A 12,275-nucleotide genomic window follows, 5' to 3' on the forward strand; every position below is an offset into this window, starting at 1 on the left:
GTACTGTTGTTGCGGTGATGACTCCTCAGACCTCGGTGAACCGACGCTCCGTGCTCGCCGCGGCCGGGGTCGGTGCGCTCGGGGTCGCGATGGCGGCCTGCGCGGGCTCCGGCCTCGGTCCCGGTGAGGACACCCCGGCCGACCCCTCGGTCCGCCTGACCTTCACCCCGGCACTCGACGGCGAACCGGCCGGCCCGACCGCCGAGTTCTCGGTGAAGGCAACGGACGGATTCCTGAACCCCGACGTGAAGCTGACCAACCCGCGCGGAGTCGTGGTGAAGGGGCAGTTGTCGGACGACCGGACGACCTACACGATCGGCGAACCGCTCGGCTACGGCACCGAATACACCTGGAGCGGAACGGCGGTGGGTGTCGATCGCAAGGTCGTGCCGGTCGCCGGGTCGTTCACCACCCTGACCCCGTCGAGTCAGGTGAACGTCGTCGTCAACATCGGCGACGGGCAGGAGGTCGGCATCGCGGCGCCGATCATCCTGAAGTTCAACGGCACGGTCGAGGACAAAGAGGCCGTCGAGCGTGCGCTGACGGTCACCACCACCCCGCCGACCGAGGGGTCGTGGGCGTGGCTGGGGGAAGACAACGGCTCCCGCGTGCACTGGCGGCCGCGCGAGTACTACGCGCCCGGCACCAAGGTCAGCATGGCGGCCAAGCTGTACGGGCTCGACCACGGTGGCGGAGCCTACGGAGCCGCCGATGTCACCAGCGACTTCTCCATCGGGCGCGCGCAGGTGGTGAAGGCCGAGGAGTCCTCGCACCGGATCGTCGTGCTCCGCGACGGCGCCGAGCTCATGAGCCTGCCGTGCAGCTACGGCGGCGGCGACCTGGACCGGAACGTCACTCGCTCGGGAATCCACGTGGTGACCGAGAAGTACGAGGAGTTCTTCATGAGCAACCCCGCCGCGGGCTACTTCAACATCCGCGAGCGCTGGGCCGTGCGGATCTCCAACAACGGCGAGTTCATCCACGCCAACCCCGAGACCGTGAACGTGCAGGGCTCGGCGAATGTCACCAACGGGTGCATCAACCTGTCCGAGTCCGACGCCGAGCGGTACTTCGGGGTCGCCGTCTACGGCGACCCGGTGGAGGTCACCGGCACCCGGATCGCGTTGTCGGAGGCCGACGGCGACATCTACGACTGGATCTACGACTGGGAGACGTGGCAGGGCATGTCGGCCATCAAGGGCGAGGTCCGCGAGACCTCGGTGCCCGCGACCCCCAGCGGGGCGCCCACCTCGAACGCCCCGGCACCGCGTTAGCGAGCCACACCACTAGCCCGTCTTGATGTTCCGTCGGGCGGAGGCCTGGTCGCGTGGCTTGAGGATGATCTGATCCAGGTTCACGTGCGGCGGGCGGGACGCGACGAACCCGATGACCTCGGCCACGTCCTCGGCGACCAGCGGCGTGAGGCCCTCGTAGACCTTGTCCGCGCGTTCCTGGTCGCCCTCGAAACGGACGAGGGAGAAGTCGGTCTCGACCATGCCCGGGGCGATCTCGGTGAGCCGTACCGGCTTCCCGAGCAGTTCGTAGCGCAGTGTCCGGTGGGTGACACCCTGGGCGTGTTTCGCCGACGTGTACCCCGCGCCGTTGTCGTAGGCCTCGAACGCCGCGATCGAGGTGACCGAGACGATCAGGCCGTCCCCGGAGGCGATGAGAGCGGGAAGCAGTGCCTTGGTGACCCGCAGACTGCCCAGCACGTTGGTCTCCCACATCCAGCGCCAGTCGTCGAGATCGGCGGTCGACACCGGGTCCAGGCCCTTCGCGCCACCGGCGTTGTTCACGAGCACGTTCACCGTGTCGAGTCCGGCGACGAACGCTGCCACGGAGTCCTCGTCGGTGACGTCGAGTTGTCGTCCGGTGCCCCCGGTCTCGTCGGCCAGAGCCGTCACCCGATCGAGCCGCCGGGCGCCGAGTACCACGTGATAGCCCTGCGCGGCGAGCTGACGCGCGGTGGCCGCGCCGATCCCCGAACTCGCGCCGGTGACCACGGCGATCGGTCGGTTGTCTGTCGACTGGGAGGCGGTGTCGGTGCTCATGGGCTCAACTTTACGGTCACCGCTGCTACATTCTTCGCATGCGTGGGGGAGTGATCCCGGCGGCGCTGCAACTGACCTCCACCCCGGCGGCGGCGGTCCTGCACGCGATCCGGGTCGGCGGACCGGTGACCCGGGATCAGCTGGCCGCGACGACGGGTCTGTCGCCGGCCACCATCAACCGCCAGGTGCACGCGCTGGCCGCGCACGGTCTCGTCGTCGAACGTCCCGATCTGGTCGTGCCGAAATCCATTGGCCGACCGAAGAATCCGCTGACCATCGATCGTGACTCGTTGTGTGTCGCCGGCATGCACATCGGTGCCCGGCGGACCGTGCTCGCCATTGCCGACCTCGGCGGGCGAACGTTGCACAGCCACGCCGTGCTGACGCCGACGGAGGACCAGGAAGCCGCCATACGGCACCTCAGCGCACTGCTCGCCGAACTCGTCGCGCGGTTCAGCGGGCGCCGGCTGCTGTGGGGCGGGGTAGCCGTCGGCGGTGCGGTCGACGCCGAGACCGGGGTGGTGAACCATCGGGTCCTGGGCTGGCATCAACTCGGCGTGGGCGCAACACTTGCCGACCATCTCGGCACCCCGGTATCGGTGTGCGAGCACGTCGAGGCGATGGCCGCCGCTGAGCTGCTCCTGTCGCATCCACGGGACGACGGTGGGTCCGGTCTGTTCTTCTACGCCCGTGAAACAGCGGGAATGGCAATGACTCTCGACGGCCGGGTGCATGTGCCCGAACGCGGGGCGGGCACCATCGCCCATCTGCCGGTGACGGCGCCGGTGCTGGCCCCCGGGCTCACCCGGGTCCGGTTGCAGAACGTCATCGGCGACGACGCCGCCGAGGCCGCGGCGCGTCGCCTCGCCATCAGTCCCACGTCGGCCCGGATCGTCGACGAGCGGGCCCGCGTTCTCGGTGAGTCGGTCGCGCTCATCCGGGACGTGATCAATCCCGATGCCATCGTCGTCGCGGGCGATGCGTTCGCTGCGCACCCCCATGGGCTCGCCCCGGTACAGGCAGCCTTCGACGAGGCGACGACGCTCACCTGGCCGCTGGAGATCGCGCCGTCGAGATTCGGTGTGCGCGTGCAGGAGAGCGCGGCGGTCGTGGTGGCGCTCAGCGTCATCTACGCGGACCCGGTCGCGGCCATGGCGACGCTGTAGCGGGTCCCAGGCCGCCTGCCGCTGCCGTCGTCGCGCACATCCCCTACGGTGAGTCCATGACGCTGCCCCGCGATGTGTCCGCACGGCTCGAGGTGCGGGTCGACGACCCCACCGAACTGGAGATGCAGATCACCGTCGCCCGAGTGCCCGGACTCCACCTGGAGGAGGAACTCAAGCTCGAGTTCGACGGACGGTCGGTGACCCCGGAGGAGATCATCGGCCCGCACGGTTCCCGGATCCACCGCCTGCAACTCGAGCGGGGTGTCCTGACCATCGACTACTGGGCGTCGGTGCTGACCCCCGCCGATCCGCTGCCCGTCGACATCGCCGATCGCTCGACATACCTGCGTCCCAGCCGATACGCCGAGTGCGACAAGTTCTTCGGGTTCGCCGCGGGCCAGTTCGACTCGTCGCTGCCCGACGGTGAGATCCTGAGACAGGTCACCGAATACGTGTCGGATCGGCTCAGCTACATCCCGGGGACCTCCGATCCCATCGACGGTGCCGCCGACACATTGCTCGCCGGTGCCGGCGTGTGCCGCGACTACGCGCATCTGGTCGTCGCACTCCTACGGGCACTCAACATCCCCGCGCGTCTCGTCGCGGTGTACGCGCCGGGATGTTCGCCGATGGACTTCCACGCCGTCGCCGAGGCGATCGTGGACGGCGAGTGGGTGGTCGTCGACGCGACCGGACTCGCTCCGCGGCAGAGCATCGTGCGGATCTCGACCGGCCGCGATGCCGCCGACACCGCATTCCTCGACAACCATCGCGGTTCGATCAACCTCAACTCCTACGAGGTGACGGCAACGGTGCGCGGCGAGCTCCCGATCGACGACGGGATCGCACGCGTCCGGATAGGCTGAGCCGCGTGCACGCGCTCACCTGCCCGGTCTGCAATGCGCTGTCGGGCTTCGACCGTCAGACGTGCCCGGACTGCGGGACGACCGTCGGCGTCCACCTGCCGTCGCGGTCGCTGTACGTGGTCGGCGAGGACGGGGTCGAGATCGACGGCCCCGGCGCCGGGAGCGGAGCGAGCGGGCCGAACAAGCAACGGTGGGTTCGGTGCTCGCTGTGGGATCGCACGCGGTGTAATTGGCTGACACCGGCCGAGGTCGCCGATGACAGCATCGGCCTGCGGGGGCGGTGCTTTCCGGAGTCCCTGATCCGCCGTCAGCCCGACGCCGAGGACACCATCGCACTCGAGAAGCTCGCGTCGGCATCCTTCGATCTGCGGCTGCTGGTGTATCAGCTCGTCGATCTGGGTCTACCGGTGGAACCGTTCTGGCGCACCGACGGTGGTCTGGCGTTCGACCTCCTGTCGAGCCAGACGCTCGGCCGGCCGGTGATGATCGGCCACGCGGGTGGTGTGGTGACCATCGACCTCGCCGAGACCCAGGACGCGTATCGCGAGCGGCTCCGGGTCGATCTCGGCGAGCAGTACCGCACCATGCTCGGTCACTTCCGGCACGAGACGGGACACTACTTCGAACACGTGCTCGTCGAGACCGGACCGGGAGCGGACCGCTATCTCGATCGGTGCCGGAACCTGTTCGGCGACGAGCGCGTGAGCTACGCCGATGCGATCACGCGGCACTACCGGTTCGGGGCACCCGAGAACTGGCACGAGTCGTTCATCTCCGAGTACGCCACGATGCACCCGTGGGAGGACTTCGCCGAGTGTTTCGCGCATTACCTGCACATCACCGGAACCATCGACACCGCACGGGAATCCGGACTCAACCTCGATGCCCAGCAGGTCCGGTTCACGATGGAGCGTGACATCGTGCCGCTCCGGTCGTATGCCGACGAGCCGATCGAACGGTTGCTCTACGACTGGAAGTGGTTGTCGCTCATGTTGAATCGGGTGAACGTCGCGATGGGCCGCCGGCCGCTGTACCCCTTCACCATCCCCGAGCCGGTCGTGCGCAAACTCGGTTTCGTGCACGAGGTGATCCGCGAGAGTGCCCGCCGGGCGGTGACGACGGACCCGCTCGTCGCGGCGCCGGCCCAGGAGGGCGTCGCTCCCTAGCCGACCGACGCCGTGCGCGCCCGCTGTTCGGCCACGAACGCGAGAACTGTTGCCACGTCGTCGGTGTCGGCGATGCGGAACTCCGCGGCGGTGTCGCCCTCGCCGACCTTGATGCCGATGTCGCCGTCCTCCGGTCGGAGGTGGGCGAAGGCCTTCTCGTCGGTGACGTCGTCACCGAGGTAGATGACCGCGTCGGCGCCGATCCGGTCGCGCAGGGTGTCGAGCGCATGCCCCTTGCTGGTCTCGATCACCGCGAGTTCGAGAACGGCCTTTCCCTCGGTGGTGTGCACACCGGGCCAGGAGGCCGGACCGGTCCGGACACGGTCGAGTGCCGCGACGGCGTCGGCCTCCGACGCGTTGCGCACGTGCAACACGGTGCTGGCCGGTTTGACCTCGACCGTGCTGCCCGGGAAATCGGCGGCGATCGACGACAACTCGTCGATCAACCGGTTCAGCAGGGCACGGGCATCATCGGTGATCTCGACCGCGAACCCGGACTCGAACTCGCTGCCGTGGCTGCCGACCAGTACCACCGGGGCGTCGAGGCCGGACAGCGCAGCGAGCACGGCGCGCTCGCGACCGGACACGACGGCGACGACGGTGTCGGGCAGTGCGGCCGCAGCGACGAGAGCGTCGATCGACGCGGGGTCGGGGACGGCGTCCTCGGGACGCGCGACGATCGGTGAGACACATCCGTCGTAGTCGCTGGCCAGGAGCAGCACCCCCACGCCGGCGGCCCGCGTCAGCGCCTCGGTGAGCTCTTCGGGAATCCCGTTGTCGCTCATTCCGCTTCGTCCACCAGATGAACACCCCGGTTGGGTGACAGCTCGGTGTCGGAGTCGGCGCCGAGGGTGCCGAGGAAGCTCTCCGCCCACTTCGCGACATCGTGTGCGAGGACCTGTCTCCGCAGTGCGCGCATCCGCCGCCTGCCCTCGTGTTCGCTCTGTTCGACGGCGGCCTCGATCGCGTCTTTCACGCCGTCGAGGTCATACGGGTTGGCCTGATAGGCCGAGCGCAGTTCGGCTGCGGCACCGGTGAATTCGCTGAGTACGAGCGCGCCGCCGAGATCGCCCCGGCAGGCGACGTACTCCTTGGCGACGAGATTCATGCCGTCGCGCAGGGGAGTGACCAGCATGACGTCGGCCGCCACGAAGAAGGCGAGGAGTTCCTCGCGGGGGACCGGACGGTGCAGGTACTGCACCACGGGATGTCCCACGGTCGCGTACGTGCCGTTGATGTTCCCGACGAGCTGCTCGATCCCGGCGCGCATCTGCTTGTAGCTGTCGACGCGTTCCCGGCTCGGCGTCGCGAGTTGCAGCATCACCGTGTCGGCGGGGTCGAGGCGCTTCTCGGCCAGCAGCTCCGAGATGGCCTTGAGCCGGACGTCGATGCCCTTGGTGTAGTCGAGCCGGTCGACGCCGAGCATGATCGTCTTCGGATTGCCCAGTTCACGGCGGATCTCGGCGGCGCGCTCCCGGATCTTGCGGGTCTTGGACTGCGCGTCGAGCTCGCCGGACTCGATGGAGATGGGGAAGGCGCCGACGCGCACGGTCCGGAATCCGACCTGGACCACGCCGAAACGTGACCGCACGCCGACGGTGCCCTTGCTCGTCGCCTGACCGGCGAGGCGCCGGGCCAGGAAGAGGAAGTTCTGCGCCCCGCCCGGCAGGTGGAATCCGATGAGGTCGGCGCCCAGGAGGCCCTCGACGATCTCGGTCCGCCACGGCATCTGCATGAACAGTTCGACCGGCGGGAACGGGATGTGCAGGAAGAAGCCGATCTTGACGTCGGGCCGCAGCATCCGCAGCATCTTGGGCACCAGCTGCAGCTGGTAGTCCTGCACCCACACGACGGCGCCCTCGCCCGCGGCCCTCGACGCCGCCTCGGCGAACCGCCGGTTCACCTCGACGTAGGTGTTCCACCACTCGCGGTGGTACTCGGGTTTGACGATGACGTCGTGGTAGAGCGGCCACAGCGTGGCGTTGGAGAAGCCCTCGTAGTACTCGGCGATCTCCTGCGTCGACAGGGGGACCGCGTGGATGTCGATGCCCTCGATGTCGGGGTTGTCGTCGGAGTCGGGAATTCCCGACCATCCGACCCAGGCGCCGGTGTTGGCGCGCAGGATCGGTTCGAGCGCGGTGACGAGCCCACCCGGGCTCCGCTTCCAGTTGACGGTGCCGTCGGGGAGGACTTCTTTGTCGACGGGCAGACGGTTCGCGACGACCACGAACTCCGCCCCGTCGTGGGCGGCCCGGTCGGTGCCGGTCACGCCCTCGGGGTGGGTTTCTCCTGCTCGCGGAGCCACCTGGTCAGGCGTTCTCGCCCGGCGCGATCCCCAGCATGGCGAACAGCATCCGGCACTCGTCGGCGTCGGTCGCGTATGCGGCGACGACGCGGCGCGCCGAGTTGGCGGTCTCGTCGGCCACCGGTTCCAGTTCTTCGTCGGCGATGTCGGTCGTCTTCGCGGGCATGTGAGTCCCCTCGTTGTGCGGCATGTGTGCGTTCGGTGCGCGATGGTCAGGCGGCGCGGTGGTGCGGTGTCTCGGACGATTCGCCCGGTGGCGAAGTGGCCGTCGACGGCACGCCCGACTCCCTATTCTACCCGGGCATCGCCGGTGCTCACGGCCAGCCGCCTCGGGTCAGCGCCGCGGTGGTGGTGGACGCCATCGGTTCGCGCGGGCCCGGCGTCCGGCAGCGTGCGCCTGGCGTGCCTCGCGATCCTCGCGCAGGGCGATCCGGCGGCGGAGTCGCCAGTCCGGACGGGGCGGCAGTTGGGGACGGCGCAGCGACCGGGCGACGAACTCGCCCAGGGTGACACCCGCGGCCAGTGCGCAGCCGATGGCCAGCGCGTTCGCGATCCAGGTGAACCCGTCGAGCGTCTGGTCCCCCAGGATGCCGTAGAGCCCTCGATAGACCGCGAGACCGGGTAGCAGCGGGGTGATTCCGGCCACGGCGACGACGAGCGGAGGCGTCAGCGCACGGCGTGCGAGCAGACCGCCGATCAGCCCGACGAACGCCGCCGCGAGACCGTTCGCGATGACGTCGCCGATGTCGGTGAACGTCGACGCGGCCGCCACGGCGGTGCCGATGAAGCCGCCGAGGAACGCCACGCCCAGCGCCCGCGTCTCGGCGTAACTCGCGAGGGCGTACGCGCACGCGGCCACCGCACCCGCGACCACGCGGATCGGGAGTTCGACGACCTCGAAGCTGGTCGTCGTGGTGATCGTCGGCAGGAAGATGCCACCCGCCTCCAGAATCCGGATCGCGACGCCGACGCCGGCGATGATGCCGCCGGTCATCAGCAACAGTTCGAAGAACCGGGCGACCCCGGTGATCGGTGCCCCGGTGATCGCGTCCTGGACCGACCCGACCAGCGACAGCCCGGACAGCAGCACGACGATGCCGGCCGCGATGACCTGCGACGGCGCGATCTGGACACCGAGCCGCTCGGCCGCGGCGAAGACGAGGGCGGCCGGGACGACCGCGATGAAGCCGCCGGTGAGCTGCTGGAAGAAGACGGGCGTCCTGATGCGGTTGAGCCAGCGGTTCACGGTGACCGTCACGACGGTGGTCAGGAAGGCGAGTGCGGCGACGAGGTACTCGCCACCGAGCAGGACCGCGATGCCCGACGCCATGATCCCCCAGGCGGTGGTCGCCAGCCAGTGCGGATAGGGGTGGGGTGCCGTGATGATCTCGTCGACCATCTGGTGCGCCGTGGACGGACTGATGAACGAATCGCGGATCCGACGGACGAGCCGGTCGACCTGCGCGAGTCGCGTGAAGTCCATCGAGCGGTAGTAGACCTGCTCCATCGTCGTGATGGGCGGGAGCGTCGCGCCGCGCCGGGCGCTCACCACGATCGTGTTGTAGGTGACGTCGACGTCCACGTCCTCGAGGCCGTAGACGCCGGCGACGAACTTGATCTGGGTCTGGGTGTCGATGGCCCCGGTGCCCGAGTCGAGCAGCACCGCACCGATCTTCGTGGCGAGGTCGAGGACCTCGGTGATGGCCGCGACGTCGAACGGTTCGATCGGCTTGCGCGGCGACACCATGATGCTGCCGGGTTCGATGGTGTCGATCGTCGCCTGCCGGCTGCCGCTGAGCCGACGCAGGACACGGCCGATCTGTTCGCGCACGCAAGGCCTCCTCGGGTCGATGGTGGAGTGCTCGCGGGGTAACCGACACCCGGCCGGTTCAACCCTGACAGGAGACTGGATACACCTCCACCGTCCGGGCAGCACGGGCAGGGTCGGTGCAGGAGTCGGCAGCGGTGGTGGCCGGGGCCGCTCGTCTACGATCGCGGCATGTCCTCCGTGCAGATCAACGGTCCCCGAGACGGTCACACCCGCAGCGCCACGGTGAGTCCCGGAAGTCTCGTCTTCACCGCCGGCGCGGCGCCCATCGACGCCGACGGCGCGACCGTCGCTCCCGGGAACGTTCGCGAACAGGCCGTGCAGTGCATGAAGAATCTCGAGGCCGCACTGGTCGAGTCCGGCGCCACACTGCGCGACGTCGCCAAGATCACCGTCTTCGTCGCCGAGCACCTGCAGGCCGATCTGGAGGTCGCGTGGGACGCGGTGACCGAGGCCTTCGGCGACCACAAGCCGGCAGGCAGCCTGCTGGGCGTCTCGGTCCTCGCCTACGACGAACAGCTGGTGGAGATCGAGGCGGTCGCCGCGATCCGGGGCTGATCCGGCGGCCCGGGCCGGCCGGGTGCCGGTGAACCGGATGGCGGTCCGGCGGATATACTCGCTCGCGCGCCTCCTTAGCTCAGTGGTAGAGCACTCGCCTTGTAAGCGAGCGGTCGTCGGTTCAATCCCGACAGGGGGCTCCGAGGACGAACGCCGCGCACCGATCCGGTGCGCGGCGTCGTCGTTTCACGAGCCCCGCTCGCCGGGGGTCGGCTACCAGATGACCGCGAGGCCCGCGGCGAGGAGGGACAGGGCGCCGACGGCCCAGAAGAGGGGACGCGGGACGGGCTCGCCGGTGCGCTTCTGCCGTGCGCTCCCGATACCGAGGATCGCGCCGAGGACCACCAGGATCACCAGTTTGATGCCGATCTTGGGGTAGTTCAGGTCGATTCCGGCCGGCCACGGCGCCGCGAGCGCGAGCCCGGTGAGCAAGGAGAGCAGGATTCCGTAGTCCATCACGCGGGTGACGCGGAACTCGCGCGCCACGAGCTGGGTGACCCAGGCGCCGAAGGTGACGGCGAAGCCGATGATGTGCAGGAAGATTACGACGTTGCGTAGTAGCTCCATGGGGTCACCCTACCCAGCAGACGCACCGGAGTTCTGGACAACCGGAACAGGTTCACGGTGCACGATGGACTGATGAAGCACGACGAACCGGGCACGTCCACGACTCCGCCCGTCTTGGCGGGAGACGCAACGACCGGCCCACGCCCGCTGGCCGAGACCCGCGTCGGGACCTACCGTGGCGTCGTCGGCGACCGGGCCGACGTGTGGCGGGGGATCCGGTACGCGCGTCCGCCCGTGGGCGGATTGCGGTGGCGTCGTGCGGTTCCGCTGGAGGAGAGCGACGCGCCCGAGGACGTCGTGGACGCCGCCACCTTCGGTGCGGTGTGCCCGCAGCAGTTGAACCCCGCGGTCCGCCTCGGCCCGGACGTGGTCATGGACGAGGACTGTCTGTTCCTCAACGTGTGGACCCCGCCGGGCGCCTCCGAGCATGCCGACGAGGCGGTCGGACTCCCGGTGATGGTGTGGCTGCACGGCGGCGCCTACGTGCTGGGGTCCGGGGCCCAGCCGTTCTACGAGGGCTCGAACCTCGCCGCCACCGGCGACGTCGTCGTGGTGACGCTCAACTACCGACTCGGGGTGCTCGGCTTCGCCGACCTGTCGTCGATCGACGAACGGTTCGAGTCGAACGCGGGACTCAGCGATGTGCTGACCGCACTGCGCTGGGTGCGTGACCACATCGCCGCCTTCGGTGGCGATCCCGACAAGGTGACGGTGTTCGGCGAATCGGCCGGGGCGGGTCTGGTCACCGCGCTGCTCACCATGCCGGCCGCGGCGGGGCTCTTCGGCCGCGCGATTGCGCAGAGTTCCCCGGTGACGTCGATGTACGGGGCCGACCGGGCGGCGCGGGTCGCGACGCAGTTGCTCGAGGTCGCCGGGATCGACGCCGGTGAACTCGACACCGCCGAGATCGTCGAGCGGCTCGACGAGCTCGACGGCATGACGTGTTCGGCGATCACCACCACCCTGTTCGAGAAGATCCCCGGCGAGACCCCGGGGACGATCGCGTTCGCTCCGGTCATCGACGGCGATCTGTTGCCCGAGCACCCCCTCGACGTCTATCGCGCGGGTCGCGCGCATCCGGTGCCGCTGATCATCGGGACCAATCGCGACGAGGCAAACCTGTTCAAGTACATGAAGTCTCCGCTCATGCCGATCACCACCGCCGACATCGAGCGGATGTTCGCGGGGATGGCGAAGGAGTATCCGGACGTCGTCCTGCCGGAGCGTGCGCAAGTGCTCTCGGCCTATTCGGGCCTGCGGCCCAAGGTCACCGGGCTCGGTGTGGCCCGCGATGTGGCGTTCCGGATGCCCACGTTGTGGCTCGCCGAGGCGCACGCACGCTCCGCGCCGGTCTATGTGTACCGGTACGACTGGACGACGCGGATGTTCCGGCTCCTCGGGCTCGGCGCCGCCCACGCGACCGAAGTCCCTTATGTGTGGGGGAATCTGGGCTCCGGGCCCCGCGACGTCACCTTCTTGCTCGGCGGCCGTAAGCAGGGAGAAGCCGTGTCGGAGAGGATGGTCCGACGCTGGACCGCCTTCGCGCACGGGCAGGAGCCGGATGCCGGGACGCTCGGCGATCCCTGGCCCACCTACGACTCCGGTCATCGCCCGGTGCTGCGCATCGATGCCGAGGATCGGGTCGTACAGAATCTCGACGGCGACATCTGGGAGGCGTGGGGCGACGAGGTGCTCGGCTTCCGCTGAGACGCGCGCTCTGCCGCCGCGCCCGTCGAGGTCACCAAGTGGCTTCGACTCGGCTCCTCGA

General features: G+C 69.1%; 12 protein-coding genes and 1 tRNA gene. 7 read left to right on the forward strand and 6 right to left on the reverse strand.

Going from position 1 to position 12,275, the window contains the following annotated elements:
- The first annotated feature begins 17 nt into the window (after nucleotides 1–17).
- Entirely contained in the window at nucleotides 18–1,274 is a 1,257-nt protein-coding gene (locus ABIC25_RS23170; RefSeq protein WP_354563375.1) for a L,D-transpeptidase, read from the forward strand.
- A 12-nt stretch (nucleotides 1,275–1,286) separates the two neighbouring features.
- Here the strand turns inward: ABIC25_RS23170 and ABIC25_RS23175 are convergent, their stop codons facing one another.
- Nucleotides 1,287–2,051 carry an SDR family NAD(P)-dependent oxidoreductase gene (locus tag ABIC25_RS23175; protein WP_354563353.1) on the reverse strand — a complete coding sequence of 255 codons (765 nt, stop codon included), beginning with the start codon at nucleotides 2,049–2,051 and terminating at the stop codon, nucleotides 1,287–1,289.
- A gap of 38 nt (nucleotides 2,052–2,089) precedes the next feature.
- Between ABIC25_RS23175 and ABIC25_RS23180 the strand changes: the two genes are divergently transcribed.
- From ABIC25_RS23180 to ABIC25_RS23190, 3 genes are read left to right on the forward strand one after another with little or no spacing between them, the layout of a single operon-like run.
- Nucleotides 2,090–3,217 (forward strand): ROK family transcriptional regulator, encoded by a 1,128-nt coding sequence (locus ABIC25_RS23180; RefSeq protein ID WP_354563355.1) that lies wholly within the window; start codon nucleotides 2,090–2,092, stop codon nucleotides 3,215–3,217.
- A gap of 56 nt (nucleotides 3,218–3,273) precedes the next feature.
- Nucleotides 3,274–4,083: a transglutaminase-like domain-containing protein gene (locus tag ABIC25_RS23185; RefSeq protein WP_239403379.1), complete on the forward strand. Its 810-nt coding sequence runs from the start codon at nucleotides 3,274–3,276 to the stop codon at nucleotides 4,081–4,083.
- 5 nt (nucleotides 4,084–4,088) lie between these two features.
- Entirely contained in the window at nucleotides 4,089–5,249 is a 1,161-nt protein-coding gene (locus ABIC25_RS23190; protein WP_354563357.1) for a zinc-binding metallopeptidase family protein, read from the forward strand.
- Here ABIC25_RS23190 and otsB read toward each other — a convergent pair.
- The 4 genes from otsB to ABIC25_RS23210 all read right to left on the reverse strand — a co-directional run bounded on the left by otsB (nucleotide 5,246) and on the right by ABIC25_RS23210 (nucleotide 9,385).
- Nucleotides 5,246–6,034, reverse strand: coding sequence for a trehalose-phosphatase (otsB, locus tag ABIC25_RS23195; RefSeq protein WP_354563359.1), 789 nt, complete (start codon nucleotides 6,032–6,034; stop codon nucleotides 5,246–5,248). The two genes, ABIC25_RS23190 and otsB, sit on opposite strands and share 4 nt — an antisense overlap.
- Complete coding sequence (locus tag ABIC25_RS23200) at nucleotides 6,031–7,518, reverse strand: alpha,alpha-trehalose-phosphate synthase (UDP-forming) (RefSeq protein ID WP_081487036.1); 1,488 nt, start codon at nucleotides 7,516–7,518, stop codon at nucleotides 6,031–6,033. Before ABIC25_RS23200 ends, otsB begins: the two co-directional genes overlap by 4 nt.
- A gap of 40 nt (nucleotides 7,519–7,558) precedes the next feature.
- The gene (locus tag ABIC25_RS23205) at nucleotides 7,559–7,720 is read right to left on the reverse strand and encodes a hypothetical protein (RefSeq protein WP_010842782.1); all 162 of its coding nucleotides are present in this window, start codon (nucleotides 7,718–7,720) and stop codon (nucleotides 7,559–7,561) included.
- 168 nt (nucleotides 7,721–7,888) lie between these two features.
- A complete protein-coding gene (locus ABIC25_RS23210; RefSeq protein ID WP_004022778.1) occupies nucleotides 7,889–9,385 on the reverse strand; it encodes a threonine/serine exporter family protein in 1,497 nt (498 codons plus the stop codon).
- A 168-nt stretch (nucleotides 9,386–9,553) separates the two neighbouring features.
- Here ABIC25_RS23210 and ABIC25_RS23215 point away from each other — a divergent pair, with 168 nt between their 5' ends.
- The gene (locus ABIC25_RS23215; protein WP_004022779.1) at nucleotides 9,554–9,940 is read left to right on the forward strand and encodes a RidA family protein; all 387 of its coding nucleotides are present in this window, start codon (nucleotides 9,554–9,556) and stop codon (nucleotides 9,938–9,940) included.
- A gap of 68 nt (nucleotides 9,941–10,008) precedes the next feature.
- Nucleotides 10,009–10,080 (forward strand) — tRNA-Thr (locus tag ABIC25_RS23220).
- A gap of 73 nt (nucleotides 10,081–10,153) precedes the next feature.
- On the opposite strand, the gene ABIC25_RS23225 is transcribed toward ABIC25_RS23220, so the two are convergent.
- Nucleotides 10,154–10,507, reverse strand: a complete 354-nt coding sequence (locus ABIC25_RS23225; protein ID WP_004022780.1) for a hypothetical protein — start codon at nucleotides 10,505–10,507, stop codon at nucleotides 10,154–10,156.
- A gap of 72 nt (nucleotides 10,508–10,579) precedes the next feature.
- Between ABIC25_RS23225 and ABIC25_RS23230 the strand changes: the two genes are divergently transcribed.
- Complete coding sequence (locus tag ABIC25_RS23230; RefSeq protein ID WP_354563361.1) at nucleotides 10,580–12,214, forward strand: carboxylesterase/lipase family protein; 1,635 nt, start codon at nucleotides 10,580–10,582, stop codon at nucleotides 12,212–12,214.
- Nucleotides 12,215–12,275: the final 61 nt, after the last annotated feature.

This window comes from Gordonia sp. PvP123 (assembly GCF_040547295.1).
In the GTDB taxonomy this organism is placed as follows: Bacteria; Actinomycetota; Actinomycetes; order Mycobacteriales; family Mycobacteriaceae; genus Gordonia; species Gordonia terrae.